Raw genomic sequence first — 26,354 nt, forward strand, 5'->3', positions numbered from 1 at the left:
CGCCGCACCCATCCCTCGAGTGCGGCCCGTTCCTCGTCCGACAGTGTCAACTCGGCCTTGGGCCGCCCCGTCCGTGCCATAGAGCAAGCCTATACATCTGAACAGAATTCCTGACTCGGGACACTAGTGCGGGGCGGCGACCTGGAAGCGGCGCGGCGGCTGCTGCCCGTCGAACGGCCCTACCCGGGAGGCGCGGCGCTGACCGCCCACCTCGGCGGCTCGTAGCGGCGCGTCCTCACAGCAGCGTCAGCTGGGTGCCCAGGGGCTCGGGCGCGGGCTCGGGCTCCGGGTCGCCGTCGTCCTCGTCGGCCCGCGGCGGCCTGCGGTGCGTGCCCGGCCTGACCGGGCCCATGCCGTACTCGGCGGCCAGCTCGTGCACCTGGCCCGTGATCCGCCGCTGGTACCACGTGGGGGCGTACGCGCCTCCCGCGTACAACACCTGGTACCGGCGCACCAGATCGGGGTGGTGGTGCGCGAGCCAGGCCATGAACCACTCGCGCGCCCCGGGGCGCAGATGCAGCGCGAGCGGGGTCACGGACTCGGCGCCCGCCGCGGCGATCGCGCGGACCGTCTCCCGCAACTGCGCCGGGGAGTCGGTGAGATAGGGGATGACAGGCGCCATCAGCACCCCGCACGGGATGCCGTGCCCGCGCAGGGCGCGGACCACGTCGAGGCGCCGCTCGGGCGCCGGGGTGCCGGGCTCGACGGTGCGCCACACGGCGCGGTCCACCGAGCCGACCGAGACGGAGACGCCCACGTCGGTGACCGCCGCGGCCTGGCGGATCAGCTCGAGGTCGCGCAGGATCAGCGTGCCCTTGGTGAGGATCGAGAACGGGTTCGCGTGGTCGCGCAGGGCGGCGATGATGCCGGGCATGAGGCGGTAGCGGCCCTCGGCGCGCTGGTAGCAGTCGACGTTGGTGCCCATGGCGATGTGCTCGCCGCGCCAGCGCGTGGCGCGGAGCTCGCGGCGGAGCAGCTCGGGCGCGTTGACCTTCACGACGATCTGGGTGTCGAACCCGATGCCCGTGTCGAGGTCCAGATAGCTGTGCGTCTTGCGGGCGAAGCAGTACACGCAGGCGTGGCTGCACCCGCGGTAGGGGTTGACGGTCCAGGTGAACGGCATCCGGGAGGCGCCGGGGACTCGGTTCACCAGGGAGCGGGCCCGCACCTCGTGGAAGGTGATCCCGCGGAATTCGGGGGTGTCGAACGTCCGGGTCACGACGTCCGTGCCGAAGAGGGCGGGGGCGGTGGCCGGTGATCCCTCGCTCAGCTGGTTCCAGCGCATGGGCATCTCCTCGCTGCTGTCGTACCCGAATAGAACACATGTTCGCAGCGAGGCTGTCAACCCGGATCCCGCCGCCCCGGTGGCCCGCGCCCCCGCGCGGCACTGACAGACTGGGCCGCCACGTTCCTCAACAGGCAGGAGAACAAGGCATGGCGCTGGTCGAGGTCGTAGCGCGGCGGGACATCAAGGCCGAGCCGGACGACGTGCTCGACGCGATCGCGGACTACAAGGAGGTGCACCCGAAGCTGCTGCCCGAGCAGTTCACGGATTACGAGGTCCGCGAGGGGGGCGACGGCGAGGGCACGGTGCTGTACCTCAAGCTCCAGGCGACCTCCCGCCGGGTGCGGGAGTGCCTGCTCGACGTCACCGAGCCACGGGACGACACGCTGGTGGAGACCGACCGCAACTCCACGCTCGTCACCACCTGGACCGTGGTGCCCGTCGCCGAGGGCGGCACCGGGCAGGCGCGCGTGACCATCCAGACCACCTGGGAGGGCGCCGGGGGCGTGGGCGGCTTCTTCGAACGCCTCTTCGCGCCCCGCGCGCTCAAGGCCATCTACGACCAGGTCCTGGCCAACCTCGCCACCGAGACGGAGAAGTAGCCCCACACCCGGCTCCCCCTCAGGGGCTCCGATCGCGACGTACACCGTGCCCGGCGCCGAAGGCGCCGGGCTCCTGTGCGTCCTGGCTCCTGTGCGTCCTGACCCCGTGGGGGAGTCGGAGCGCGCCGGGGAGCGCGACGGCCGACGCGCGCCGCCCATCGGGCCAACGCGCCCGGGGCGTGGAAGCGCCCCCCGGCGCGCGGTCACGCGGTCACGCGGGCGCCCTCGGGTTCGCCTGCGACGGGGGCCCATGGGCGCGTACCGTGGAGGGGCTCCAGGCCCGGAAGGAGAGACGGTGGCATCCCATCCCGCCCACCAGGAACCCGTGCGTCAACGGCCTGAGGACCCCGAGGCGTTACCCCCGACCACCGCCTCGGGCCGCGTCCCGCTCGCCGTCATCGTCGTCGACGGCGCGGGCCTGGTCTCGCACTGGAGCATCGGCGCCCGCCGCCTCTTCGGGCTGGCCGCCGACGAGGCGGTGGGCCGCCCGGCCACCGAGATCATGCCCGTCTCCGGCGTCATCGACCGCGCCGCCGAGCTCGCGGAGGCGGGCGCCGAGCCGCCCGACCCGAAGGACCCCACCACCGCAGCGCTCGGCCGCCTCGACCCCGAGGCGCGGGTCGACGTGCTGTTCGGCGCGGACACCGCCGAGCTGACCCAGCCGACCTCGGGCCGCTTCTGGACCCGCCACCCCGAGCGCGACCGCTGCCCGAGCGACGTCCTGTGGTGGGTGTACCCCCTGCGCGGCCCCGGCGGCGCCCGCGTCCTGGTGCTCGCCGCCGACGGCAGCGGGCTGCGGCCCGACGCCGACGACGAGCCGGGCGAGCGCGTCGCGGCCGCGTTCGCCGCCCACACCGACTTCGCCGAGGCCGCCGAGCTGGCCAAGCGGCTCCCCGAGATCCTGCCCCGGATGAGCCCGGCGGAGGGCGGCCGCATCGCGGCCCAGGTCCTCCGACTCGGCTACCCGGTCCTGGAGTTCAGCCGGAGCACACGCGTTCCCGTCACCCCCGACTGGGGCGTGCCCCGGCGCGTGACCCGGCGTGCGCGGCTGCTGCGCGCCGCCGAGGAGGCCAGGGCCGCCGCGGACGACGAGGCGGTCGCCGCGGCCGAGGCCGAGCTGCTCTCCGACCTCGAGCACGCCGCCGCGCGTGAGCGCCTCGAGTTCCTCAACGAGGTCAGCGCCCGCATCGGCTCCTCCCTCGACCTGCATCGCACCCTCACCGAGATCAGCCGCGCCGTGGTGCCTCGGTTCGGCGACGCAGTGGGCACCTATCTGCGCGAAGAGGTCGTCGCGGGCGAGCGGTTCGCCGACGGGCCGCCCTTCGCCTCGACCCTCTGGCACCGCGTCACGATCGAGCACGACGACGAGCCGGGCCGCTGGGACGACGTCGTGCCCGTGGGGGAGTCGACGACGCTGCCCGTTCAGACGCCGTTCTTCCGCTGCATGGTCACCGGCGAGCCGATCCTGGTGCCGCGCGTCACCCAGGAGATGGGCGACGCCATCGCCTCCCGCTTCGAGAAGCGCGACCTGCGCCCCCTCCTCACCCACCGCTCGATGCTGGTGCTGCCGCTCACGGCGCGCCGGGTGGTGCTCGGCTTCATGGTCCTGCTGCGGCACGCCGACCGCGACGCGTTCGACGACATGGACCGCTCCACCGGCGCGCAGCTGGCCGCGCGCGCCGGGCTGGTGCTCGACAACGCCCGGCTGTACACGCTCCAGGAGTCGCTGGCCGACACGCTCCAGGACAGCGTGCCGCCCCGCGTCACGCGCAGGATGGCGGGCTGCGAGACCGCGACCCGCTATCTGCCGGGCACCCGGCTCGGCCGGGTCGGCGGCGACTGGTTCGACACCATCAGGCTGCCGGGCTGCCGCACCGCGCTGGTCGTCGGCGACGTGATGGGCCACGGGATCCACTCCGCCGCGATGATGGGCCAGCTGCGCACCGCCGTGCGCACCATGGCCGCGCTCGGCACCGAGCCCGTCCATGTGCTGCGCGGCCTCGACGACCTCGCCCAGCGGCTCGGCGACCACTACCTCGCCACATGCCTCTACGCCGTCTACGACCCGGTCGGATCCGAGCTCCAGCTGACCAACGCCGGTCACGTTCCGCCCGTTCTCGTGCGCGCCGCCGATGGCCGGGGCGAGCTGCTCGACCTGCCGACCGGCGCGCCCATCGGCGTCGGGCGCGTGGCGTTCGGGACCGTCACCGTGCCCGTCGCGCCGGGCGACCGCCTGGTGATGTGCACCGACGGCCTGGTCGAGGTCAGGGGCCGGGACATCGGCGTCGGCCTCGCCGCGCTGTGCGAGTCCGCCGCCCACCCGGCCGCCTCGATGGACGACGCGTGCGACACGATCATCCGCGCGCTCGCCGCCGCGACCGCGCCCGCCGAGCGCAAGGACGACGTGGCGCTGCTCATGGCGCGGCTCGGCGGGATGCCGCGGGGCGACGTGGCCACCTGGCACTTCGACGCCGAGCCCGCCCAGGTCACGCGCGCCCGCCGCCTGGTCGTCGAGCGGCTGGCGAGCTGGGGCCTCGGCCACCTCGCGGACACCACGGAGCTGCTGGTCAGCGAGGTGCTGACGAACGCCGTGCGGCACGCGGCCCGCGGCCCTGTCCGGGTGCGCCTGGTGCGGGCCGACGCGCTGCTGTGCGAGGTCACCGACCACGGTCCCGAGCTCCCGGTGCTGCGCGACGCCGCGCCCGACGACGAGGCGGGGCGCGGCCTCGCCGTCGTCAGCCGGCTGGCCAGGGCGTGGGGCACGAGCCGCGCGGGCCGGGGCAAGACCGTCTGGTTCGAGCAGTCCGTCGGCCCCGCCGCACCCGAGCCCGCCCCCGGGAGTCGCCGTTGATCTGGCTGGTGGTCAGGCCCGCCGGGTAACGTGACGCTCCATGACCAGGATCCTGATCTCGGCCGACATGGAAGGGGCCACCGGCGTCACCTGGCCCGCCGACTGCCTGCCGGGCACTCCCGAGTGGCAGCGCTGCCGCCCGATGTTCACGTCCGACGTCAACGCCGCGATCGTCGGCTTCCTCGACGGCGGCGCCGACTCCGTCCTGGTCAACGAGGCGCACATGACCATGCGGAACCTCCTGCTCGAACAGCTCGACGACCGCGCCGAGATGCTGACGGGCCGCCACAAGGCGCTGAGCATGGTCGAGGGCGTCCAGCGCGGCGACGTGGACGGCATCGCGTTCGTCGGCTACCACACGGGCGCGGGCGACGAGGGCGTGCTGGCCCACACCTACCTCGGGAACTCACTGACCGGCGTCTTCGTCGACGGCGTCCGCGCGAGCGAGGGCCTGCTCAACTCCCTGGTCGCCGCCGAGTACGGCACCCCGGTCGTCCTGGTCACCGGCGACGACCGCGCGTGCGCCGACGCCCGCGGGTACGCGCCGCACGCGCGCACGGTCGCCGTCAAGGACTATGTGTCGCGTTACGCCGCCGTCTGCCGCACCCCCGCGCGCACGGCCGGTGACATCCGCGCCGCCGCGGCCGAGGCCGTCGCCCTCGCGGTGCGCCACGAGCCGGCGGGGCCCAGGCCGCGTACCGTCGAGATCGAGTTCGACGCCGAGCACCTGGCGGGCGCCGCCACGGTCGTCCCAGGGGTGGAGCAGACCGGGCCGCGCCGGGTGGCGTACACCGCGCCCGACATGTACGAGGGAATCCGCTGCTTCAAGGCGGTCACGACACTGGTATCCGCGGCGGTGGAGGAATGGTATGGCTGAGGCGAACGCCCCCCACATCGACGACTCGGCGCTCGAGGAGGCGGTCCGCTTCACGTCGGACCTGATCCGCCTCGACACCACCAACCGCGGCGGCGGCGACGGGGTCGAGCGCCCGGCGGCCGAGTATGTGGCGGCCCTCCTCGCCGAGGTCGGCATCGAGCCCCTGCTGCTCGAGAAGGCGCCGCGGCGCACCAACGTCGTCGCGCGCGTCCAGGGGACCGACCCCGCCGCCCCCGCGCTGCTGGTGCACGGGCACCTCGACGTCGTGCCCGCCGACCCGGCCGAGTGGGCGGTCCACCCGTTCTCCGGCGAGATCCGCGACGGCGTGGTCTGGGGCAGGGGCGCGGTGGACATGAAGGACTCCGACGCCATGGTGCTCGCCGTGGTCCGCGCGTGGGCCAGGGCCGGGGTGCGGCCGCGGCGCGACATCGTGCTGGCGTTCACCGCGGACGAGGAGGACACCGCGCAGTTCGGCTCGGGCTTCCTGGTGGCCAGCCGCCCCGAGCTGTTCGACGGCTGCACCGAGGCCATCGGCGAATCGGGCGCGTTCACCTTCCACCCGGGCGACGGGCGCCGCATCTACCCGCTGGCCGCGGGGGAGCGCGGCACCGCGTGGCTGCGGCTGACCGCCCGCGGGCGGGCCGGGCACGGGTCCAAGATCAACCACGCCAACGCCGTCACCCGCGTCGCCGCCGCCGTCACCCGCATCGGCGAGCACACGTGGCCCGTCCGGCTCAGCCCCACCGTCCGCGCCGCGCTCACCGAGCTCGCCGCGGTCTACGACGTGCCGCTGCCCGACCTGGACACCGCGGAGCCCGCGCGCCTCGCCGACGCGGTCGACGGCCTGCTCGCGCGCCTCGGCCCGGCCGCCGCGCTCGTCGCCCCCACCGTCAGGAACAGCGCCAACCCCACGATGCTGTCCGCCGGTTACAAGGTGAACGTCATCCCCGGCAGCGCCACCGCGCAGGTGGACGGGCGGGTGCTGCCGGGCGGCGAGGAGGAGTTCGCCGCGACCCTCGACCGGCTGACCGGGCCCGAGGTGGACTGGGAGCACGTCCACCATGAGATCCCGCTCCAGGCGCCGGTGGACGCGCCGGCGTACGCCGTCATGCGGGACGCGCTGCTGCACTTCGACCCCGGCGCGCACATCATCCCCTACTGCATGTCGGGCGGCACGGACGCCAAGCAGTTCTCGCGCCTCGGCGTCGTCGGCTACGGCTTCATGCCGCTGCGGCTGCCCGAGGGCTTCGACTACCAGGCGATGTTCCACGGCGTGGACGAACGCGTCCCCGTCGACGCCCTCCACTTCGGCACCCGCGTTCTCGACCGCGCCCTGCGCGCCCTGTGACGCCCCGCACCGCTCGTCCCCACGCAACGGGAGGCCCCGTGCACCAAGCCCCGTACGGCAGTTGGCCCTCGCCCATCGACGCCGCGCTGGTCGCCACGCGCTCGGGCGCCCCCGAGTACCTCGGCGCGATCGGCGACGAGCTGTGGTGGACCGCGCCCAGGCCCGAGGAGGGCGGGCGGCGCGCGCTGATGCGGCTCGCGCCCGACGCGGGGGGCGCCGTCTCGGTGCTGCCCGCGCCGTGGAACGTCCGCAGCCGCGTCCACGAGTACGGTGGCCAGCCCTGGGCGGGGCTCGCGCGGAACGGCGGCGGCCCGTTGATCGTGTTCGCCGACTTCGCCGACCAGCGGCTCCACGCCGTCGAGCCCGACACCGCCGAGGGTCCTGGCGCGGCCCAGCCGCGCCCGTTGACGCCGCTCTCCGCGGTGGGCGGCGGCCTGCGCTGGTGCGACCCGGTGATCAGGGGCGGCGACGTGTGGTGCGTGCTCGAGGAGTTCACCGGGGAGCGGCCGGGCGAGCTGCGGCGGCTGCTTGCCGCGGTGCCGCTCGACGGCACGGCGGCGGATGACCGCTCCGCGGTCACCGAGCTGACCGACGACCGGCACCGCTTCGTCACCGGGCCTCGGATCTCCCCCGACGGCACGCGCGCTGCGTGGCTCGCCTGGGACCACCCGCGGATGCCGTGGGACGGCACCGAGCTGATGATCGCCGGGATCACCTCGGGCCCCGGCGGGCGCCATGAGCTCACCGGGGCGCGCACCCTGATCGGCGGCCCCGGCGAGTCCGTGGCGCAGGTCGAGTGGGCGCCCGACGGCACGCTCCTGGCCGTCACCGACCGCACCGGCTGGTGGAACCTCCACCGGGTGGACCCCGACACGGGCGACGCCGTCGGCCTGTGCCCGCGCGACGAGGAGTTCGCCGACGCCCTGTGGCGCGTCGGTTCGCGCTGGTTCGCGCCCCTCGACGACGGCAGGGTCGCCGTGCTGCACGGCCGTGGCGCGCGGCGTCTTGGCGTTCTCGACCCGGCCACCGGGGAGTTGGCGGACGCGGCAGGCCCTTGGGCCGAGTGGTCGGGGCCGCTCGCGGTCCGCGGCACCCGGGTGGCGGCCATCGCCGGAGGCCCTGACCGCGGCCGGGAGATCGTCTGCCTCGACACCGTCACGGGCCGCTGCCGCACGGTGGCCGAGGAGCACAGGGACGCGGTGGACCCGGCCTACTACCCCGAGCCCGTCGCCCGCACCGTCGCCGGGCCAGGCGGGCGCGAGGTGCACGCGTATGTCTACCCGCCGCGCCATCCCGAGGTCACGGGCCCCGACGGCGCCGCGCCGCCCCTCGTGGTGCGCGCGCACGGCGGGCCCACGGGGCGCACGGCGATGCTGCTCGACCTGGAGATCGCCCACCTCACCTCGCGCGGCTTCGCCGTCGCCGACGTCGACTACGGCGGGTCCACCGGGTACGGCCGCGCCTATCGCGAGCGGCTCGCCGGGCAGTGGGGCGTGGTCGACGTCGAGGACTGCGCGGCCGTCGCCCGCGCCCTGGTCGCGGAGAACGCCGCCGACCCCGACCGGATCGCCATCAGCGGCGGCAGCGCGGGGGGCTGGACGGCCGCCGCCTCGCTGGCGTCGCCCGCCACGGCCGGGCTCTACGCGTGCGCCGCGCTCACCTACCCGGTCATCGACCTGGCCACGTGGGACGAGAACGGCACGCACGACTTCGAGGCGCGTTACCTGGACGGGCTGATCGGCCCGCGCGACGAGGCCGCCGACCTGTACAGGGAGCGTTCCCCCGCCGCGCGCGCCGACCGGATCTCCGTGCCGTTCGTGCTGCTCCAGGGCCTGGACGACCCGATCTGCCCGCCGGCCCAGGCGGAGGCGCTGCTCGCCGCGGTGGCCGGGCGCGGGGTGCCGCACGCGTATCTCACGTTCCCTGGCGAGGGCCATGGCTTCCGCCGGGCGGAGACCATCCGCCGGGCGATCGAGGCCGAGCTGGGTCTGTATCTGACCGTTTTCGGCATCGAACGTCCGGACGCGCCCGCCCTCGATCTGGCCCTTCGGCCGGTCGACGATCACTCGAATGGCGCAGGTGGCCGTCCCGGGTGACGATGGAGTCGGAGGATGAGACTGTCCGAACCGAGGAGGGATGACATGACCACTGCCGCGGACATCATGAGCCCCGGCGCCCAGTGGATCCCCGACACGGAGACGCTCGACCGTGCCGCGCAGCTCATGCGCGAGCACGACGTCGGCGCGCTGCCCGTCAGCGACGAGAACGAGCGGTTGTGCGGCATCGTCACCGACCGTGACATCGTCGTGCACTGCATCGCCGCGGGTCACGACCCCGCCCGGGTGACGGCGGGTGACCTGTGCCGTGGGACGCCCCGCTGGATCAGCAGCTCGGCCAGCGTCGAGGAGGTTCTCCAGGAGATGGAGATCCACCAGATCCGCCGGCTGCCCGTGATCGACGGCGACAAGCGCCTGGTCGGCATGATCAGCGAGGCCGACCTCGCCAGGTCGCTCACCGACGACCAGATCGGCGAGTTCGTCGAGCACGTCTACGCGTAAACGGCGCCCGCCCACCGCGCCTGCGCCGCATGCCGCCGGATCTCCGGCGGCATGCGGCATTCCCGTGCCGCTCGCATGCTGGTGCCATGCACTCTCACCACCACTCAGAGCGGCAGGGGACCACGCGGGAGACCGAGACCTTCTGGACCACGGGGCGCGTCGTCGTCGCGGTGATCGCGGGCCTCACCCTGTGGTTCGTCTTCGCGAACACGAGACAGACCCGGATCAGGCTCTGGATCCCCGAGGTGACGATGCCCCTGTGGCTGGCGTTGCTCTTCACGCTGATCATCGGAGCCCTGGCAGGACGGTATCTGCGCCACCGCAAATGAGTGCGGTCATGGGCCCTGTTGTTCCGTCAGGCCGCGCGGTGTTCCATGGGGCCTGACGCAGTCGTCCGGCGGGGGGAGACTCCATGGCACGCAGCGCCACGACCATCCGACGTTCCACCCTGACCGTGCCCGTCGCCCCGCTGGGGCCCGAGAACCCCCTGCCGCCGCTCCTCCCGAGGGACGACCCGCACCGGATCGACCCCAGGCAGCGCGCCACGCTGCCGCCCGACATGGCCCGCCAGGTCGGCTACGCGCCGCTGACCTCCGTTCTCCCGACCCGCCTGCGCGACGGCTACGGCCGCGACCGGGTCCCCACCGACCTCGACACGATCGTCCTGGAGAACGACCGGCTCTCCGTCACCGTGCTCCCCGCCTACGGCGGCCGGGTGTACGCGATGCGCCACAAGCCCACGGGCCGCGACCTGCTCTACACCAACCCCGTGATCCAGCCCGCCGACTTCGCGCTCAACGGCGCGTGGTTCTCCGGCGGCATCGAGTGGAACATAGGAGCCACCGGGCACACCACGCTCTCCTGCGCGCCCCTGCACGCGGCCGTGCTCGACGGCCCGGGCGGCGCGCCGATGCTGCGGCTGTGGGAGTGGGAGCGGCTGCGCGACCTGCCGTTCCAGGTCGACCTGTGGCTGCCCGAGGGCTCCGACTTCCTGTATGCCGGGGTCAGGCTGCGCAATCCCCACGACGGCACCGTGCCCGTCTACTGGTGGTCCAACATCGCCGTGCCCGAGACGCGGCACGGCCGGGTGCTCGTCCCCGCCGACGAGGGCTGGCACTTCGGGTACGAGCACAGCCTCACGCGGATCCCGTTCCCCGAGTGGCGTGGCGCCGACCGGAGTTACCCCCTGCACGGCGACTTCCCCGCCGACTACTTCTACGAGGTGCCCGCCGGGTCGAGGAAGTGGATCGCCGCCGTCGACCGCGACGGCGACGGCCTGGTGCAGACCTCGACCGCGACGCTGCGCGGCAGGAAGCTGTTCGTGTGGGGCGCGGGACCCGGCGGGCGGCGCTGGCAGCGGTGGCTCACCGAGGACGGCGCGCCGGGGTACGCGGAGATCCAGGCGGGCCTGGCCCGCACCCAGCTCGAACATGTGCCGCTGGCCGCGGGCGGCGAGGTGTCCTGGGTCGAGTGCTACGGCCCGATGGACGCCGACCCGACCGTGGTGCACGGGCCCGACTGGGCGGCGGCCCGCGCCCACGCCGAGAAGCGGCTGGCCGCGACGCTGCCCGAGGCCACCGTGGACGCGGCGTACCTGGCGTGGCTGCCGCTCGCGGACCGCGACCCCGACGACGTGCTGCACACCGGCAGCGGGTGGGGCGCGTTGGAGGTCGCGCGCGGCGGTTACGCGCTGCCCGGCACGCCGTACGACCCCGCCACGCTCGGGCCCGACCAGCGGCCGTGGCTCACGCTGCTCGACACGGGCCGCTTCCCCGAGGAGGAGGCGGCGCCCGAACGCCCGCCGGGCCCCAGCCTGGTCGGCGGGCCCTGGCGCGAGCGCCTCGAGTGCGCGCCGGGCGGGCCGCTCACCGACTACCACCTGGGCGTCGCCCAGTGGCACGCGGGCGACCGGGCGCAGGCGCGGCGCAGCTGGGAGCGTTCGCTGTCCGCCGCGCCCAGCCCGTGGACCGCGCGCTGCCTGGCGCTCGCCGAGGCGTGGGGCGGCCATCCGCAGCGCGCCATCGCGGTGTCGCTGGCCGCGGCCAAGCGCGCCCTCGCCACCCAGGGCGTCGACCCGGTCGCGCTCGCCGCGCTGGCCAGGGACATGATCCCGGTGCTGCTCGACGCCGGGCGCGCGGACATCGCGCGCCGCGTGTTCGACCGGCTGCCCCAGGACGTGCGGGCCCGAGGGCGGTTCAGGCTGCTCGACGCGCGGATCCTGCTCGCGCTCGGCGACAGGGAGGGCGCGCGGGCCGTCTTCGACGCGGGCTTCGAGGTCGCCGACCTCCGCGAGGGCGACGAGATCCTGAGCACCACATGGGCCCTGCTCACCGACGACCCGCTGCCCGCCGCGTACGAGTTCCGGATGCGCCCCGCCTGAGGCGACTGCCCGTTTCGTCGCCCCCGCGCCCGCGTCCGACCGCCCGGATACCAGGACCCCTACCGGGCAGCGAACGGGCAGGGGTCGCGGTCCGTTCGGGCAGCCGCACCCCGGCCCCGCCTGGTCACAGCTCGTCGAACGGGCATAACCGGGCACGATCGCGCGCCTGGGGCCCCTGGTCAGGGCCATGACCCCGGGGTAGAACTCTCCACACGGGCCCACACGGGCATCGAGGCAGGACCGGGACGGCTGCGAGGAGGCACGCCATGACCGCGGAGGAGCGTCAGCGCGCCATCGTCGGGGCCGCCCGACGCTCGGGCTCGGTCGAGGTGACCCAGCTCGCCAGGACGCTGGGCGTGGCCAAGGAGACCGTGCGCCGCGACCTCAAGGTCCTGGAGGCGCACGGGCTGCTGCGCCGCACCCACGGCGGCGCGTACCCGGTGGAGAGCGGCGGCTTCGAGACGACGCTCGCGGCGCGCGCCACCCGGCACATCCCGGAGAAGCGCCGCATCGCCGCCGCGGCGGCCGACCAACTGGGCGACGCGGAGACCGTCTTCGTCGACGAGGGCTTCACCCCACAGCTCATCGCCGAGTCGCTGCCGAGGGACCGCCCGCTGACCGTGGTCACCGCGTCCCTCGCGGTGGCCACCGCCCTGGCGCCGGTCAAGGACTACACCGTGCTGCTGCTCGGCGGCCGCGTCCGCGGCTCCACGCTGGCCACGGTGGACCACTGGACGGCCAAGATGCTCGCCGGATTCGTGATCGACCTGGGCTTCATCGGGGCCAACGGCATCTCGCGTGAGCACGGCCTCACCACCCCCGACCCCGCCGTGGCCGAGGTCAAGCGGCAGGCGGTGCTCGCCTCGCGGCGCCGCGTGTTCGTGGGCATCCACACCAAGTTCGGGGCGGCGAGCTTCTGCCGGTTCGCCGACGTTCCCGACCTCGACGTGATCGTCACCAGTACGAGCCTCGGCACGGCCGAGGCACACCGCTACTCCCTGCTGGGGCCGCACCTCATCAGGGTCTGACCCGCCCCCAGCGCCCCGCGACATCCAGGAGTCCCCAACCATGCGTACCAAGAGCCGACTTGTCCTGCGTTCGATCATGGCCGGAGCGACGGCCACCACGTTTCTCGCCGCGTGTGCCGGGGCCGGAGGCTCCGGCGGCGGAGGCGGGGGAGACAGCATCAACGTCCTGATGGTCAACAACCCCCAGATGACCCAGCTCGAGGAGCTGACCGCCGAGCACTTCACCGAGGAGACGGGCATCGACGTCCACTTCACGGTGCTGCCGGAGAACGAGGTCAGGGACAAGATCAGCCAGGACTTCGCCAACCAGTCGGGCCAGTACGACGTGGCCACGATCAGCAATTACGAGACGCCCATCTACTCGGGCAACGACTGGCTGCACCCGCTCGACGACTACCTGGCGGACGACGCCGACTACGCCGTCGACGACATACTGCCGCCCATCCAGACCTCGTTGACCGGCGCTGACGGGCAGGTCTACGCCCAGCCGTTCTACGGCGAGTCCTCGTTCCTGATGTACCGCACCGACGTCTTCGACGAGCACGGCCTGGAGATGCCCGAGCGGCCGACATGGCAGGAGGTCGCCGAACTGGCCGCCGAGGTGGACGGGGCCGAGGAGGACATGAAGGGCATCTGCCTGCGCGGGCTGCCGGGTTGGGGCGAGGTCATCGCGCCGCTCACCACGGTCGTCAACACGTTCGGCGGCACATGGTTCGACGCCGAGTGGAACGCCCGGCTGACCGACCCCGAGTTCGTGGAGGCCACGGAGTTCTATGTGAACCTCGTCCGCGAGCACGGCGAGTCGGGCGCGGCGCAGGCGGGCTACGCCGAGTGCCTCAACAACATGGTCCAGGGCAACACCGCGATGTGGTACGACGCCACCGCGGGCGCCGGATCCCTCGAGGCCGAGGACTCCCCGGTCCGCGGCACCATCGGCTATGTCCCCGCCCCGGTCGTCGAGACCGAGTCATCGGGCTGGCTCTACACGTGGGCCTGGGGCGTCCAGCGCGCCTCGGACAACGCCGACAACGCCTGGGAGTTCATCTCCTGGGCCTCGAGCGCCGAGTACGAGGAGCTGGTCGGCGAGACCCTCGGCTGGCAGAACGTCCCGGCGGGCAAGCGCGCCTCGACCTACGAGAACGCCGACTACCAGGCAGCGGCGGGCGCGTTCTACCAGGTCACGCACGACGCCATCGCCGAGGCCAGGCCCGATGACCCGGGTGTGCAGGAACGCCCCGCGCCCGGCGTGCAGTTCGTCGGTATCCCCGAGTTCGCCGACCTGGGCACCCGCGTCTCCCAGGAGATCAGCGAGGCGATCGCCGGGCGGCAGAGCGTCCAGGACGCCCTCGAAGCGTCGCAGGCCCTGGCCGAAGATGTGGCGGAGGAGTACAGGAACCGATGACGAGCGCCACGACCAAGGCCGCCCCTGGCGGCCAGGGCGCGCCACCGCGGCCCGGGGCCCGGACGGCCCCGGGCCAGGGGCGGCGCGCGAACCGCGCCAAGGCGTGGGCCACCCGCGCCCCCCTGCTGCCCGCCCTGATCTTCCTGATCGTCGTCACCCAGCTGCCGTTCGTCGCCACGCTGGTGATCTCGCTCTTCGACTGGAACGCCCTCTACCCCGACGACCGCGCCTTCACCGGCTTCGGCAACTACGACACGGTCCTCGGCGACGCCGACCTGCGCGGCGCCGTCGTCACCACCGCCGTGCTCACCGCCACCGTGGTGCTGGTCAGCCTGCTGCTCGGCCTCGGCCTCGCGCTGCTGCTCGACCGGAAGTTCGCGGGCCGCGGCTTTGTGCGCACGATCACCATCACGCCGTTCCTGCTGGTCCCGGTCGCCGCCGCGCTGCTGTGGAAACATATCCTGTTCAACCCGGAGTACGGCCTGCTCAACGGGCTGCTCGCGCAGCTCGGCGACATCTTCGGCTTCACCGCGCCCGAGCGGGACTGGATCTCCGAGATGCCGCTGGTGGCCGTGGAGGCGGCGCTGATCTGGCAGTGGACGCCGTTCATGATGCTGATCCTGCTCGCCGGGCTCCAGAGCCGCCCGCTCGAGCTCTACGAGGCCGCGCGCCTCGACGGCGCGAGCAACTGGCAGCTCTTCCGCCATCTCACCCTGCCGCACCTGCGGCGCTACCTCGAGCTCGGCGCGCTGCTCGGTTCCATCTACATCGTGCAGCACTTCGACGCGGTCTTCACCATCACCGGGGGCAGCCTCGGCACCGCGAACCTGCCGTATGTCGTCTACCAGGAGTTCTACGCCGCGCAGGAGTACGGGGTCGCCTCGGCGGCGGGCGTGCTCGTCGTGATCGGCTCGCTGCTGATCGCCACCCTCGCGCTGCGCGTGGTGTCCTCCCTGTTCCGTGAGGAGGGCAGCAGGGCATGAGGATCAAGAACGCCTCACTCACCCTCGGGGCCTGGCTGGCCGGGATGGTCTTCTTCCTGCCGGTGGCCTGGATGGTGCTCACGTCGTTCCACTCCGAGTCCGACGCCGCGAGCAACCCCCCGGCGTTCACCGCGCCGCTCACCCTGGACGGCTACCGCGAGTTCTTCGGGACCGGCGGGGGGCCCGACCCGTGGCCGCCGCTCATCAACTCCCTGACGGCCTCGCTCGCCTCCACGGTGCTCGTGCTGCTGCTCGCGCTGCCCGCCGCGTACGCGCTGACCATCAGGCCCGTGCGGGCGTGGCGCGACGTCCTGTTCTTCTTCCTCTCGACCAAGATGCTGCCGGTGATCGCGGGCCTGCTGCCGGTCTACCTGTTCGCCAGGGAGATCGGCTTCCTCGACAACATCTGGCTGCTGGTCATCCTCTACACGTCGATGAACCTCCCCATCGCCGTGTGGATGCTCCAGTCCTTCCTCGCCGAGGTGCCCGTGTCCGTCATCGAGGCGGCCCAGCTCGACGGCGCCAGACTGCCGGTCGTGCTCGGCCGGGTGGTCGCGCCCGTGGTGCTGCCGGGGATCGTGGCCACGGCGTTGATCTGCTTCATCTTCAGCTGGAACGAGCTGCTCTTCGCCCGGGTGCTGACCGGCGTCACGGCGGAGACCGCCCCGGTCTTCCTGACCAGGTTCATCACGAGCCAGGGCCTCTTCCTCGCCCAGCTGTCCGCCGCCTCGATCGCCATCTCCCTGCCGGTTCTCGCCGCGGGGTTCGCCGCCCAGGACAAGCTGGTCCAGGGCCTGTCGCTAGGAGCAGTCAAGTGAAAGCCGCCCTCATCGAATCCGTCGGCCAGGTGACCGTCACCGACGTCCCCGACCCGGCCCCAGGGCCGCGGGACGTCGTGGTGAAGGTGGCCGCCTGCGGGCTGTGCGGCACCGATCTGCACATCAGGGAGGGCGAGTTCGCGCCCCGGCTGCCGGTGGTGCCGGGGCACGAGTTCGCGGGGGAGATCGCCGAGATCGGCCGGGACGTCACGGAGCTGGCCGTCGGCGACCGGGTGGCCGTCGACCCGTCGCTGTACTGCCACGAGTGCCGCTACTGCCGCGCCGGCCACAACAACCTGTGCGACCGCTGGGCCGCCATCGGCGTCACCGTCTCCGGCGGCGCCGCCGAGTACGCCCTGGCGCCCGTCGCCAACTGCGTCAAGCTGCCCGACCATGTCAGCCTCCAGGACGCGGCCCTCATCGAGCCGCTGTCGTGCGCGATCCGCGGCTACGACGTGATGCGCTCGACCCTGGGCGCCCGCGTGCTGATCTACGGCTCGGGCACGATGGGCCTGATGATGCTCGAGCTGGCCAAGCGCACCGGCGCGAGCGGCGTCGACGTGCTGGACCTCAACCCCGAACGCCTCGCCACCGCACGGAAGTTGGGCTGCTCATCGGCCGCGGCGACCGCCGACGAGCTCGATCGTCCCGAGGGCTGGGACGTGGTGATCGACGCGACGGGCAACGCCGCGGCCATCCAGGACGGCCTCGGGCGCGTCGCCAAGGCCGGAACGTTCCTCCAGTTCGGCGTCGCCGACTACGCGACGCGCGCCACGATCGAGCCGTTCAAGATCTACAACCAGGAGATCACCATCACCGGCTCCATGGCCGTGCTGCACAGCTACGAGCGCGCCGCCGACCTGTTCGCCGGTGGCCTGCTCGACCCCGCGGTGTTCATCAGCGACCGGCTGCCGCTCGACGACTACCCGCGCGCCCTCGACCGGTTCGCGGCGGGCGTCGGCCGCAAGATCGTGGTGGTGCCGTGACGCGCCGCAAGGTCCCGTCCTGGCGCCGTGGCGCCCCGCATATGGGGTCGAGCGGCTGAACGATGGGCCGGGGCGCGCCCCACCGGTTGTACTCGCGGCATGCCGATCGTCGCCGCGGTCACCGCCGCCCTCGCCCTCCTGTTCGCCGCCGCCATGACCGGCGTCTTCTTCGCGTTCTCGGTCTCGGTCATGCCAGGGCTCGACGCCGTCGAGCCCCCGCTCGCCGTGCGGTCCATGCAGTCCTTCAACGTCGCGATCGTCAACCCGGCGTTCCTGCTGGCGTTCCTCGGCCTGCCCGTCGCGGCCCTGGCCACAGGCGTGCTGCTGATCCTGCTCGGGCACCGGGCCGCGGGCGTCGCGTTCCTCGCCTCGGGAGCCGTCTATGCGCTGGGCGCGCTCCTGCCCACCGGGGCGGTCAACGTCCCCATGAACGACACCCTCGCCGCGCTCGGCACCCCGGAGAGCGCGGCACGGGCGGCCGAGGCGTGGGCGGACTACGCGCCGCGCTGGACCCGTTGGAACCATGTCCGCGCGGTCGTCAGCGGCCTGTCGCTGCTGCTCGCCGCGCTCGGCAGCTGGCTCTGGGGGCGGGACCGCTGACCGTCAGCGGCACAGCACCTCGCCGTGCAGCACGGTGAACCACCCGTCGGGCCGCTCGCCCCACGCACGCCAGGCGGCGGCGATCCGCTCCAGATCCCCCGCGGTGGCGTGGCCGCCGTCCACCGCCGCCCTGGCGAACGCGGACGCCGTCGAGCGTTCCGACCAACTCCCGCTCCACCAGGCCCGGTCCTCGGGCGACGCGAAGCACCACACCGATGCCGTGGCCGTGACGTCGGCGAACCCCGCCCGCCTCGCCCACGACGCGACGCGGCGGCCCGCGTCGGGCTCCCCGCCGTTCGCCCTGGCGACCCGCCGGTACAGCGAGCGCCACTCGTCCAGGCCCGGCACCCGCGGATACCAGGTCATCGCCGCGTAGTCCGACTCGCGCGACGCCACCACGCCGTCGTGGCGGCACACCCGGCCCATCTCGCGCAGCGCGCCCACCGGGTCGGCGACGTGCTGGAGCACTTGGTGGGCGTGGACGACGTCGAACGAGGCGTCGGGCAGGTCGAGCGCGTGCACATCGCCCGTCGCGAAGCTCACCCCCGCGAGCCCGCGCGAGGCCACCTCGGCCCGCGCCGCGTCGAGGATCCCCGGCGCGTGGTCGAGCGCCGTCACGGGGCCGGGCGCCACACGTTCCGCCAGGTCGGCGGTCAGGGTGCCAGGGCCGCAGCCGATGTCCAGCAGGGCGAGCCCGGGGCGTAGCCTCGGCAGCAGATAGGCGGCGGAGTTCTCCGCGGTGCGCCAGCGGTGGGAACGCAGCACCGACTCGTGGTGCCCATGGGTGTAGGTCGCTTCCGGCATGGCGCCACCCTGCCTCCGTCTCGCCATCCGGGCAAGACGGTTCCGCGATGCGGACGCCGTCACCGGTTCGGCGCAACGCGCCACGCCGCCGGATGGCCGCCGCGGCGCCGCGTGCTGCGCTTGATGGAATGACGCACGACCTCGCCGCCCCGCGCCCGCTGTTCGAGCGGCGCTCGTGGCCGCGCAGCTTCGCCGACCGGCTGACCACGCCGCTGCCCGGTCTGCGCACCCTCGCCGTGGCCGCCCGCAGGGGCGATCTGCGCCCCTCGGCCGCGGAGCTGCGCGAGACGGCGGGGCTGCCGTTCGCCCCCGCCCCGCTGCCCGCCGCGGGCCCTGGCACGGTCGCGGTCACGTGGGCGGGGCACGCCAGCTGGGTGGTGCGGATCGGGGGCCTGACCGTGCTGACCGACCCCGTCTGGTCGCGCAGGATCTTCGGCACCCCGCCCCGGCTCACGCCCGTCGGCGTCCGCTGGGGCGACCTGCCGCCGGTGGACGCCGTGGTGATCTCGCACAACCACTACGACCACCTCGACGCGCCCACCCTGCGCCGACTGCCGCGCGCCACCCCGCTGTTCGTCCCCGCGGGCCTCGGCGGCTGGTGCAGGCGGCGCGGCTTCGCCCGGGTCACCGAGCTCGACTGGTGGGAGGCGGCCGTGCTGCCGGGGCCCGGCGGCCCGGTGCGGTTCGACTTCGTGCCCGCGCACCACTGGTCCAAGCGGACCCTCACCGACACCTGCCGCTCCCTGTGGGGCGGCTGGGTGCTCACCGACGCCGCGGGGTGGCGGCTCTACTTCGCGGGGGACACCGGATACGGGCACTTCTTCGCGGAGATCGGCGCCCGCCACCCCGGCATCGACCTGGCCTTCATGCCCATCGGCGCCTATGACCCGCCCTGGCTCCAGCAGCCCGTGCACACCGACCCCGAGGAGGCGGTGCGGGCGTGCGTCGAGGTGGGCGCGGCGCGCATGGCGCCCATGCACTGGGCGACGTTCCTGCTGTCGGGCGAGCCACCGGCGGAGCCGCTGCGGAGAACGCGCGCGGCATGGGCGGCGACCGGTCGCCCCACCCCCGACCTGTGGGCCCTGCCGATCGGCGGCTCGCGGGTGATGGTGCCCTAGCGGCGCTTTGGCGGGCGCGGCTAAGGGCTGGACGTCCTCCCGTTCGCCGTCGGCCGAGTGCTGCTTTCGTGGTGGGTGCGGGTCAGGGCTTGCACCTACGGGGGAGGGGGCGTCGGGTGACCGGCCGTCCCGGTGAACGGTCGGTCTCGTCGTCGGCCGGGACCGTTCGCCAGCCGGGCGCGGCCGCTTGCCGTGGTCTTTGGCCGTTTTCCCGGTGGTCGGCCGGGGTGGCGCGCACCCTTCGGGCCTGCCCTGGCCGCCGCTCTCGTCGTTCACCGCGCGCACGTTGAGCTGATGGAGCGGGCCGGTCCGGGGCACGGGCGCGTTTCGTTCAGCGGGTCCGTTGGGCTTTATGCCCCGCTTACGCGGGGACGGGTGCTCTTCTGACACGCGGCACTTTCTGTTCAACACAGAGTGTGCGCCGCGTGAAAGGAGACCTACCACCCTCCCGTAGGTGCCGATCGGTGACCCGCGCCAGGACGAGACACGTCACCGCGGCGGACGGCGAGAACCACCGGACCCTCCGTGGCCGCCGTCCCGGGAGAAACTAGCGTGCCGCCGCGCGGCGCCGCGCGCGGCCGTCACGGATCCTGCGCCACAGCAACGGCACCGCCGCGACCAGCAGCGTCAGCCCCACCGCCGCCACCACGCCCTGCCACGGGTGCGGGAACAGCGCGCCCCCCAGCGTGCCGAGCACCTGGTAGGTCGTCGTCCAGGCGAGCACCGCCGGGATGTTCCCGCGGAAGTAGTCGCGCGTCGGCATCGGCGCGAGGAGGCAGGCCAGCATCGTGGGCAGCCGCCCCGCGGGCAGCAGCCGCGACACCGTCAGCACCGTCGTGCCGTGCCGCTCCAGGTTGTCCTCCGCCCGCGCGAGCCGGTCGGGGTCCACCTGCCGCCGCATCCGGTCGAGCCAGCGCGAGCCGCTGCGCGACCGCGTGCCGCGCCGCCCCAGCCAGAACAGCAGCGCGTCCCCCGAGTACGCGGCCGACGCCGCCACCGCGAACACCGCGCCGGACGCGACCGCCGCGTTGTGATGGTGGAACGCCACCGCGGCCGACGAACTCACCAGCGCCCCGGTCGGGATGACCGGTAGCAGCGCCCCGAGCAGCACGAGCGCGAACAGCGTCGGATAGCCGATCGCGTGCTGCGTGGACTCCGGCGTCAACGCCCCCGAGGCCGCGAGCGCGCAGTCCGCGCCGGCCGCCACCGTCACCCCGTCACCGCCAGCCGCACGCTTTGCCCGTGCTCGAGCCGGTGCACCCGCACCTCGGGCGCCACGCGCGCCGCGCACCGCACGAACTCGTCGCCCGGCGCGTGGAACTCGTGCGGCCGCACCGCCGACATCCCCACCGGCCAGTACGTGCCGTAGTGCACGGGAACGGCGCTGTGCGGCTTGAGCCTGACCAGCGCCTCCGCGGCGCGCTGGGCGTTCAGATGGCCATGGCCGAGGCGCGGCCCCCAGCCGCCGACCGGCAGCAGCGCGGTGTCCACCGGGCCCGTCTCGCTGGCCATCGTGTCGTAGAGGTCGGTGTCGCCCGCGTAGTACGTCCGCGCCTCGCCCTCCACCACATAGCCGAGCGCGGGCACCCGGCGCGGGCCGAGCGGCAGCCGCCGCCCGTCGTGCGCCGCGGGCACGGAACGCACCGTCACGCGCCCCACCTCCACCGACTCCCCGGCCAGCATCTCGTGCACGTCCAGCCGCGCCGCCACGCGCCGCAGCCCCGGCACCGCGCCCAGCGCGCCGCGCGGCAGGACCAGGCGCGTCCCGGGCGCGAGCCGCGCGAGGGAGCGCAGATGCAGGTGGTCGGCGTGCAGGTGCGACACGAGCACCGCGTCGGGCCGCCACGCGGCCTGAGGGGGCAGCGCCCCGCGCCGCCGCCGCAGATGGGCGCACCGCCGGGTGAACAGGGGATCGGTCAGCACCGTGGTGCCGGAGTCCAGCACACTCGCGGTGGCATGCCCCCACCAGGTGATCTCGACCGGCACGAGGAACTCCTTCCGGCCCATCGCAGGCTTTCACCCAGGATGCCAGGCGCGGGTCGGCGAGAATTGCGGGACCAGGAAGGGCAGGTCGATACCGGTGACCGGTTGGCGGAGCGCGGGGCGGGCGCTGCTGCGCCTGCTCGCCGTGTGGGCGGTCGGCACCCTCACCATGGCGGTGCTCGCCCTCGCGCTGCCGGACTTCCGCATCCAGGCGCCCGGCGGCGAGAGCCTCACGCGCTCGGCGCTCACCGCCGCCCTGGGCGCGGGCGCGTTCGGCCTGCTCAGCGCCCTCGTCTGGCCCTGGCTCGTGCGCGCCCTGCTGCTCGTCCCCGCCTTCGCCCTCGGCTCGCTCGTCTTCCTGCTCAACGGATCGCTGCTGTGGATCGCGCTCAGCGCCGTGCCCGAGGTGAACAGCGAGGTGGGCCCGGTGACGGCGGTCGTCGTGGCGTCCGTGATGTCCGTGACGGCCTCCGCCGCCAGCACGTTCCTCGCCGTCAGGGACCCCGGCGCGCAGGCGCGGCGCCTGCGCCGGATGGCGGGCTGGCGCGCCACGCGCCGGGCGCCCGCGCCCCCGGCGCACACCCCGGGGATCGTCTTCCTCCAGCTCGACGGCATCGGCCACGACGTGCTGTGCGCCGCGATCGAGGGCGACGACCCGGCCATGCCCACGGTGGCCGCGATGTGCGCGGCCACCCACCGGCTCACGCCCTGGCGCACCGACTGGTCGAGCCAGACGGGCGCGGCGCAGCTGGCCCTGCTGCACGGCAGCAACGAGGACGTGCCCGCGTTCCGCTGGTACGAGAAGGAGACCGGCGAGGTCATCGTCAGCAACCGGCCTTCGGGCGCCGCCGAGTTGCAACGCCGCGCGGTCGCCCGCGCCGGGGACCCGGGGCTGCTGGCCGAGGACGGCGCGTCGCGCGGGAACCTGTTCACCGGCGGCGCCGAGCAGGTCGCGCTCGTCCTGTCGATCGCCGCCCGCCGGGGGCGCGGGCGGCACTCGCGCGCCGGGTACTTCGCGTACTTCTCCGACCCGGCCCGCGCGGCCCGCACCGCCGCGTCGTTCACCGCCGAACTCTTCCGCGAGATCGGCCAGTCCACGCGCGCGCGGCTGCGCGGCGACCGGCCGCGCGTCGCGCGCGGCGGGCTCTACCCGTTCATCCGAGCGTTCGCCACCGTGGTGCAGCGCGACGTCGTCACCGCCGTCGTCGTCGGCGACATCCTGACGGGCCGCACCCATGTCTTCGCCGACCTGGTCGCCTACGACGAGGTCGCCCACCACTCGGGGCCGCACGGGCCCGACACCCGCCAGGTGCTCGCCCGCCTCGACCGCTGTGTCGAGCTGATCACCCAGGCCACCGCGTACGCGCCCCGCCCCTACCACCTGGTGCTGCTCTCGGACCATGGGCAGAGCCAGGGCGAGACGTTCGAGTCGGCGTTCGGCCACTCCCTCGAGGAGGTTGTGCGCGCCGGCGCGGGGCGGCCCGTGCGCCGGACCAGGCGCCGGCGCGAGAGCGGTGCGGAGGCGCGCGAGGTGGCGCGCGCCGCGCTGCACCGCCCCGAAGTGCCCCGCGAGCCGCCCTCGCGCCCCCCTGGCGAGCCGGGGCGCCGCACCGCGCCCATCGTCCTGGCCTCGGGGAATCTGGGCCTGATCTCGTTCCCCGACCTGCCGGGCCGCGCCGGGCGCGGCGACATCGAACGCCGCTACCCCGACCTGTTGCCCGCGCTCGCGGACCACCCCGGCATCGGCTTCGTGCTGGTCCGCGACGAGCGGCACGGGCCCGTCGTGCTCGGCGCCGACGGGGCCGAACACCGCCTTGCCACCGGGGAGATCAGGGGGCGTGACCCGCTGGCCCCCTTCGGCCCCGGCGCGGCGGACGCCGTGCGGCGGGTGGCGGCGTACCCCCATGTCGCCGACCTCATGGTCAACTCATCGGTCGACCCCGGGACCGGCGCCGTGCACGCCTTCGAGGACCAGATCGGCTGCCACGGCGGCCTCGGCGGGCCGCAGAGCCTGGCGTTCCTGCTGTCGCCGCGCACGCTGTCCGCGCCGCCGTTCGAGCCCGTGGGCGCCGAGGCCGTGCACCGCATACTGCGCCGCTGGCAGCGCGAGGCGGCGGCCCAGCCCGCCCGCCCCGCCGACGCCCCGGCCCGCACAGGGGCCTGAGCGCGGGGGCGCGGGCCCTGGGGCGTGGGCCGGGGCGTGGGAGCGGTTCCATTCGGTGGGTGCCGCACTCTGGTGTGGCAGGAGGTAAGCGGATACGGTCCCGAATGGCACATCCGTGCGCGGAACTCCACTGCGCCGGACCGGACTTGATCGCTCTGGGACGTCGAGCGAACGAGCCCGGTCGGGTTCCGCGGCCGCGCGTGCCGTTCGTTCCCAGGAAGTCCCCTCACCCTGGAGCCGACATGCCCAGAAGACGCTGGGCAGCCCCCGTGCTGTCCGCAGTGATCCTCGCCCTGCTCGCCCCCCTCACCGCCGCCACCTCGGCATCCGCGTCCCCCTCGCCCTCCCCTTCCCCTTCGCCCTCCCCTTCGTCGCGGGCCGCCGACGTGGGCGCCGCCGACGTTCCCCTCGAGGAGCTGACCACCACGACCACCCAGGTCGCCTCGGGCCTCTACCGCCCGACGGCGATCGCCGCGCCCGACGACGGGTCGGGCCGCCTCTTCATCACCGAGAAGGACGGCGTGGTCCGCGTCTACCACCCGGACACCGGGCTCGCGCCCGACCCGCTCGTCGACCTGACCGGTACCGTCGACGAGTCGGGCAACGAGCGCGGCCTCCTCGGCATCGCCCTCGCGCCCGACTTCGCGGGGACCCAGGACCTCTACCTCGCCTACACCGCGCTGCCCGACGGCGCGGTCACGCTCGGCAGGTACGGCCTGGACGACGGCACCCTTGAGCCGCTGCTGTCGCAGGAGCACGCCGAGTTCAGCAACCACAACGGCGGCCAGCTCGTTTTCGGCACCGACGGCCACCTCTACCTGAGCATCGGCGACGGCGGTGGCTCGGGCGACCCGTTCGACAGCGGGCAGCGCCTCGACACGCTGCTCGGCAAGATCGTCCGCATCGACGTCGGCGCCGCGTGCGGCGACCTCGCCTACTGCGTTCCGGAGGACAACCCCTTCGTCGGCGTCGCGGGCGCGCGCGAGGAGATCTGGATGTCGGGGGGCCGCAACCCCTGGCGCTGGTCCATCGACCCCGAGACGGGCGACGCGTGGATCGCGGACGTCGGCCAGGGGCGTTGGGAGGAGATCAACCACCTCACCCCGGGCGAGCAGCCGGGCGCCAATCTCGGCTGGTCGTGCTACGAGGGCCTCGAGGTCTTCGACGAGGCCCAGTGCGACCCGGCGGCCGAGTACACCGAGCCGGTCTTCACCTACTCCCCGCAGACCGGCGGCTGCGCGGTCATCGGCGGGCACGTCTACCGCGGGCAGGAGTTCGCCGACCTCGTCGGCGGCACCTACATCGCCACCGACTACTGCTCCTCCACGGTCTGGGCGCTGCGCGAGGACGGCGCGGGCGGCTATCTCCAGGCGGAGATCGGGGAGACGCCCACCCAGGTGACGGCGTTCGGGACCACGCCCGAGGGCGAGTTCTACGTCGTGAACGACCTGCCTGGCGGCCTGCACCGCGTCGGCTTCGAGCGGGTCCAGCCCGCGTGCGCGGTCGAGGTCACCCGCGAGGTGTGGGGCGACGGCATGACCGTCGACCTCACCGTCACCAACACGGGCGACGAGCCGGTCGACGGCTGGGAGCTGATCTTCCCGCTGGCCATCGGGCAGACCGTCGTGTCGGACTGGAACACCGACCTCTTCCAGGGCGGCGACCTCGTCCGCGCCAGGAACTCCGCGCACAACGCCACCATCCCGCCAGGCGGCAGCGTGAGCCTGGGCTTCCTTGCCACCCACACGGGTGACACCGCGCCCCCCGCGCGCTACACCCTCAACGGCAACGCCTGCACCGTCGGCTGACGCCGCTGGACGGAGGGCCCCGGTGTCGGCGGCGGACTCAAGGGTTCGTCGCCGCCCCGGGCCCTTGCGCGTCGCCGGGGCGGCGGCGCGGCAACGGCCCCGGGGGCCCGGCCGCCTCGGTCATGCCCGCAGTGCGGCGATCCCGGCGGACCAGGCGAACGCATGGGCGTCGCCCCGCTTCGGCGCGTGCGGCTCGCCGGGCGCGAACACCACGCCACGAGCATCGCCGACGCCCCCGGCAACGCGTCGCGCTCGCCCGGCAGCTTGTACGCGGAACGCACCGGGCGCCCCGTCAGCTCCTCGAGCTCACCGCGCCGGTCGGCCCACCGGCGCGCGGCCGACGGCGACAGAACGACGCACACGTCCCACCCGGCGGCCCGCGCCTGAGCCCTTCGGCGATCTCGTCCTCGGTCAGTGGAACGGGCGCGTCCGCCACGGTCATCCCCTCTCGTTCACCGGCGCGAGCACGTCGGCCAGGCCCTGCCCGACCGAGGCATCCACGCCATGGCCCGCGCCGACGAGAGCGAACGCGACCGCCCGCCGCACCTGACCGAACGGGCACCCCGGGCCACCTGTTCGTCATGGGCCGCGGCACCACCCTCACCGTCCGGCGCGCCGACCCACCAGGGCCGCGCCCGCGTTCGGTCCGGGAGTTCACCGTGACCCACGAGTGCTGCCCGGCGTCCCTGAGCCCGAGCCCCCACGTGGCCGCCGCGCGGAGGCGGCGGCGCTCGCGTCGCCACGCCGGACGCGTGGGCC

The 26,354-nt window shown here is 74.2% G+C and carries 21 protein-coding genes; 17 read left to right on the plus strand and 4 right to left on the minus strand.

Annotated elements, in window-relative coordinates:
- Positions 1 to 235 precede the first annotated feature (235 nt).
- Positions 236 to 1,285, minus strand: a complete 1,050-nt coding sequence (locus D7318_RS30070) for an Rv2578c family radical SAM protein (RefSeq protein ID WP_120700413.1) — start codon at positions 1,283 to 1,285, stop codon at positions 236 to 238.
- 149 nt (positions 1,286 to 1,434) lie between these two features.
- On the opposite strand from D7318_RS30070, the gene D7318_RS30075 reads away from it, so the two are divergent.
- The 14 genes from D7318_RS30075 to D7318_RS30140 all read left to right on the plus strand — a co-directional run bounded on the left by D7318_RS30075 (position 1,435) and on the right by D7318_RS30140 (position 17,718).
- Positions 1,435 to 1,887: an SRPBCC family protein gene (locus D7318_RS30075; protein WP_120700414.1), complete on the plus strand. Its 453-nt coding sequence runs from the start codon at positions 1,435 to 1,437 to the stop codon at positions 1,885 to 1,887.
- 325 nt (positions 1,888 to 2,212) lie between these two features.
- Positions 2,213 to 4,738, plus strand: coding sequence for a SpoIIE family protein phosphatase (locus D7318_RS30080; protein WP_408055561.1), 2,526 nt, complete (start codon positions 2,213 to 2,215; stop codon positions 4,736 to 4,738).
- A gap of 40 nt (positions 4,739 to 4,778) precedes the next feature.
- Positions 4,779 to 5,615, plus strand: coding sequence for a M55 family metallopeptidase (locus tag D7318_RS30085; protein WP_120700416.1), 837 nt, complete (start codon positions 4,779 to 4,781; stop codon positions 5,613 to 5,615).
- Positions 5,608 to 6,963, plus strand: coding sequence for a M20/M25/M40 family metallo-hydrolase (locus D7318_RS30090; RefSeq protein ID WP_120700417.1), 1,356 nt, complete (start codon positions 5,608 to 5,610; stop codon positions 6,961 to 6,963). Before D7318_RS30085 ends, D7318_RS30090 begins: the two co-directional genes overlap by 8 nt.
- 38 nt (positions 6,964 to 7,001) lie before the next feature.
- Positions 7,002 to 9,059 (plus strand): S9 family peptidase, encoded by a 2,058-nt coding sequence (locus D7318_RS30095; RefSeq protein WP_120700418.1) that lies wholly within the window; start codon positions 7,002 to 7,004, stop codon positions 9,057 to 9,059.
- A 45-nt stretch (positions 9,060 to 9,104) separates the two neighbouring features.
- Positions 9,105 to 9,521 (plus strand): CBS domain-containing protein, encoded by a 417-nt coding sequence (locus tag D7318_RS30100; RefSeq protein WP_120700419.1) that lies wholly within the window; start codon positions 9,105 to 9,107, stop codon positions 9,519 to 9,521.
- Between the two features lie 86 nt (positions 9,522 to 9,607).
- Complete coding sequence (locus tag D7318_RS30105) at positions 9,608 to 9,850, plus strand: LapA family protein (RefSeq protein ID WP_120700420.1); 243 nt, start codon at positions 9,608 to 9,610, stop codon at positions 9,848 to 9,850.
- 83 nt (positions 9,851 to 9,933) lie between these two features.
- Positions 9,934 to 11,901 (plus strand): DUF5107 domain-containing protein, encoded by a 1,968-nt coding sequence (locus D7318_RS30110; protein WP_120700421.1) that lies wholly within the window; start codon positions 9,934 to 9,936, stop codon positions 11,899 to 11,901.
- 266 nt (positions 11,902 to 12,167) lie between these two features.
- Positions 12,168 to 12,929, plus strand: coding sequence for a DeoR/GlpR family DNA-binding transcription regulator (locus D7318_RS30115; RefSeq protein ID WP_120700422.1), 762 nt, complete (start codon positions 12,168 to 12,170; stop codon positions 12,927 to 12,929).
- 40 nt (positions 12,930 to 12,969) lie between these two features.
- Positions 12,970 to 14,331: an ABC transporter substrate-binding protein gene (locus D7318_RS30120; RefSeq protein WP_120700423.1), complete on the plus strand. Its 1,362-nt coding sequence runs from the start codon at positions 12,970 to 12,972 to the stop codon at positions 14,329 to 14,331.
- Positions 14,328 to 15,314 (plus strand): carbohydrate ABC transporter permease, encoded by a 987-nt coding sequence (locus tag D7318_RS30125; protein WP_120700424.1) that lies wholly within the window; start codon positions 14,328 to 14,330, stop codon positions 15,312 to 15,314. The genes D7318_RS30120 and D7318_RS30125 overlap by 4 nt, the downstream gene beginning before the upstream one ends.
- The gene (locus D7318_RS30130; protein WP_120700425.1) at positions 15,311 to 16,132 is read left to right on the plus strand and encodes a carbohydrate ABC transporter permease; all 822 of its coding nucleotides are present in this window, start codon (positions 15,311 to 15,313) and stop codon (positions 16,130 to 16,132) included. Before D7318_RS30125 ends, D7318_RS30130 begins: the two co-directional genes overlap by 4 nt.
- Positions 16,129 to 17,118, plus strand: coding sequence for a zinc-dependent alcohol dehydrogenase family protein (locus D7318_RS30135; protein WP_120700426.1), 990 nt, complete (start codon positions 16,129 to 16,131; stop codon positions 17,116 to 17,118). The genes D7318_RS30130 and D7318_RS30135 overlap by 4 nt, the downstream gene beginning before the upstream one ends.
- A gap of 99 nt (positions 17,119 to 17,217) precedes the next feature.
- Entirely contained in the window at positions 17,218 to 17,718 is a 501-nt protein-coding gene (locus tag D7318_RS30140; RefSeq protein ID WP_120700427.1) for an anthrone oxygenase family protein, read from the plus strand.
- A 3-nt stretch (positions 17,719 to 17,721) separates the two neighbouring features.
- Here D7318_RS30140 and D7318_RS30145 read toward each other — a convergent pair whose 3' ends face one another.
- Entirely contained in the window at positions 17,722 to 18,522 is an 801-nt protein-coding gene (locus D7318_RS30145) for a class I SAM-dependent methyltransferase (RefSeq protein ID WP_120700428.1), read from the minus strand.
- 92 nt (positions 18,523 to 18,614) lie between these two features.
- Between D7318_RS30145 and D7318_RS30150 the strand changes: the two genes are divergently transcribed.
- Complete coding sequence (locus D7318_RS30150; RefSeq protein ID WP_230424250.1) at positions 18,615 to 19,640, plus strand: MBL fold metallo-hydrolase; 1,026 nt, start codon at positions 18,615 to 18,617, stop codon at positions 19,638 to 19,640.
- Between the two features lie 547 nt (positions 19,641 to 20,187).
- Here D7318_RS30150 and D7318_RS30155 read toward each other — a convergent pair.
- Both D7318_RS30155 and D7318_RS30160 read right to left on the minus strand, forming a co-directional pair.
- Positions 20,188 to 20,853, minus strand: a complete 666-nt coding sequence (locus D7318_RS30155) for a DedA family protein (RefSeq protein ID WP_230424246.1) — start codon at positions 20,851 to 20,853, stop codon at positions 20,188 to 20,190.
- Positions 20,850 to 21,626 carry an MBL fold metallo-hydrolase gene (locus D7318_RS30160; RefSeq protein WP_120700453.1) on the minus strand — a complete coding sequence of 259 codons (777 nt, stop codon included), beginning with the start codon at positions 21,624 to 21,626 and terminating at the stop codon, positions 20,850 to 20,852. The genes D7318_RS30155 and D7318_RS30160 overlap by 4 nt, the downstream gene beginning before the upstream one ends.
- 94 nt (positions 21,627 to 21,720) lie before the next feature.
- Here D7318_RS30160 and D7318_RS30165 point away from each other — a divergent pair, with 94 nt between their 5' ends.
- Both D7318_RS30165 and D7318_RS30170 read left to right on the plus strand, forming a co-directional pair.
- Positions 21,721 to 23,787: a phage holin family protein gene (locus D7318_RS30165; RefSeq protein ID WP_120700430.1), complete on the plus strand. Its 2,067-nt coding sequence runs from the start codon at positions 21,721 to 21,723 to the stop codon at positions 23,785 to 23,787.
- A gap of 242 nt (positions 23,788 to 24,029) precedes the next feature.
- The gene (locus D7318_RS30170; protein WP_120700431.1) at positions 24,030 to 25,595 is read left to right on the plus strand and encodes a PQQ-dependent sugar dehydrogenase; all 1,566 of its coding nucleotides are present in this window, start codon (positions 24,030 to 24,032) and stop codon (positions 25,593 to 25,595) included.
- The last annotated feature ends 759 nt before the right edge of the window (positions 25,596 to 26,354 follow it).

This window comes from Streptomyces radicis (genome assembly GCF_003626575.1).
In the GTDB taxonomy this organism is placed as follows: domain Bacteria; phylum Actinomycetota; class Actinomycetes; order Streptomycetales; family Streptomycetaceae; genus Streptomyces; species Streptomyces radicis.

Bases quoted from the DNA above. Each gene is read 5' to 3' on its own strand.
- D7318_RS30070 (WP_120700413.1), bottom strand. From the start codon at position 1,285: ATGCGCTGGAACCAGCTGAGCGAGGGATCACCGGCCACCGCCCCCGCC.
- D7318_RS30075 (WP_120700414.1), top strand. From the start codon at position 1,435: ATGGCGCTGGTCGAGGTCGTAGCGCGGCGGGACATCAAGGCCGAGCCG.
- D7318_RS30085 (WP_120700416.1), top strand. From the start codon at position 4,779: ATGACCAGGATCCTGATCTCGGCCGACATGGAAGGGGCCACCGGCGTC.
- D7318_RS30090 (WP_120700417.1), top strand. From the start codon at position 5,608: ATGGCTGAGGCGAACGCCCCCCACATCGACGACTCGGCGCTCGAGGAG.
- D7318_RS30100 (WP_120700419.1), top strand. From the start codon at position 9,105: ATGACCACTGCCGCGGACATCATGAGCCCCGGCGCCCAGTGGATCCCC.
- D7318_RS30105 (WP_120700420.1), top strand. From the start codon at position 9,608: ATGCACTCTCACCACCACTCAGAGCGGCAGGGGACCACGCGGGAGACC.
- D7318_RS30110 (WP_120700421.1), top strand. From the start codon at position 9,934: ATGGCACGCAGCGCCACGACCATCCGACGTTCCACCCTGACCGTGCCC.
- D7318_RS30115 (WP_120700422.1), top strand. From the start codon at position 12,168: ATGACCGCGGAGGAGCGTCAGCGCGCCATCGTCGGGGCCGCCCGACGC.
- D7318_RS30120 (WP_120700423.1), top strand. From the start codon at position 12,970: ATGCGTACCAAGAGCCGACTTGTCCTGCGTTCGATCATGGCCGGAGCG.
- D7318_RS30125 (WP_120700424.1), top strand. From the start codon at position 14,328: ATGACGAGCGCCACGACCAAGGCCGCCCCTGGCGGCCAGGGCGCGCCA.
- D7318_RS30130 (WP_120700425.1), top strand. From the start codon at position 15,311: ATGAGGATCAAGAACGCCTCACTCACCCTCGGGGCCTGGCTGGCCGGG.
- D7318_RS30140 (WP_120700427.1), top strand. From the start codon at position 17,218: ATGCCGATCGTCGCCGCGGTCACCGCCGCCCTCGCCCTCCTGTTCGCC.
- D7318_RS30145 (WP_120700428.1), bottom strand. From the start codon at position 18,522: ATGCCGGAAGCGACCTACACCCATGGGCACCACGAGTCGGTGCTGCGT.
- D7318_RS30150 (WP_230424250.1), top strand. From the start codon at position 18,615: ATGGCCGCCGCGGCGCCGCGTGCTGCGCTTGATGGAATGACGCACGAC.
- D7318_RS30170 (WP_120700431.1), top strand. From the start codon at position 24,030: ATGCCCAGAAGACGCTGGGCAGCCCCCGTGCTGTCCGCAGTGATCCTC.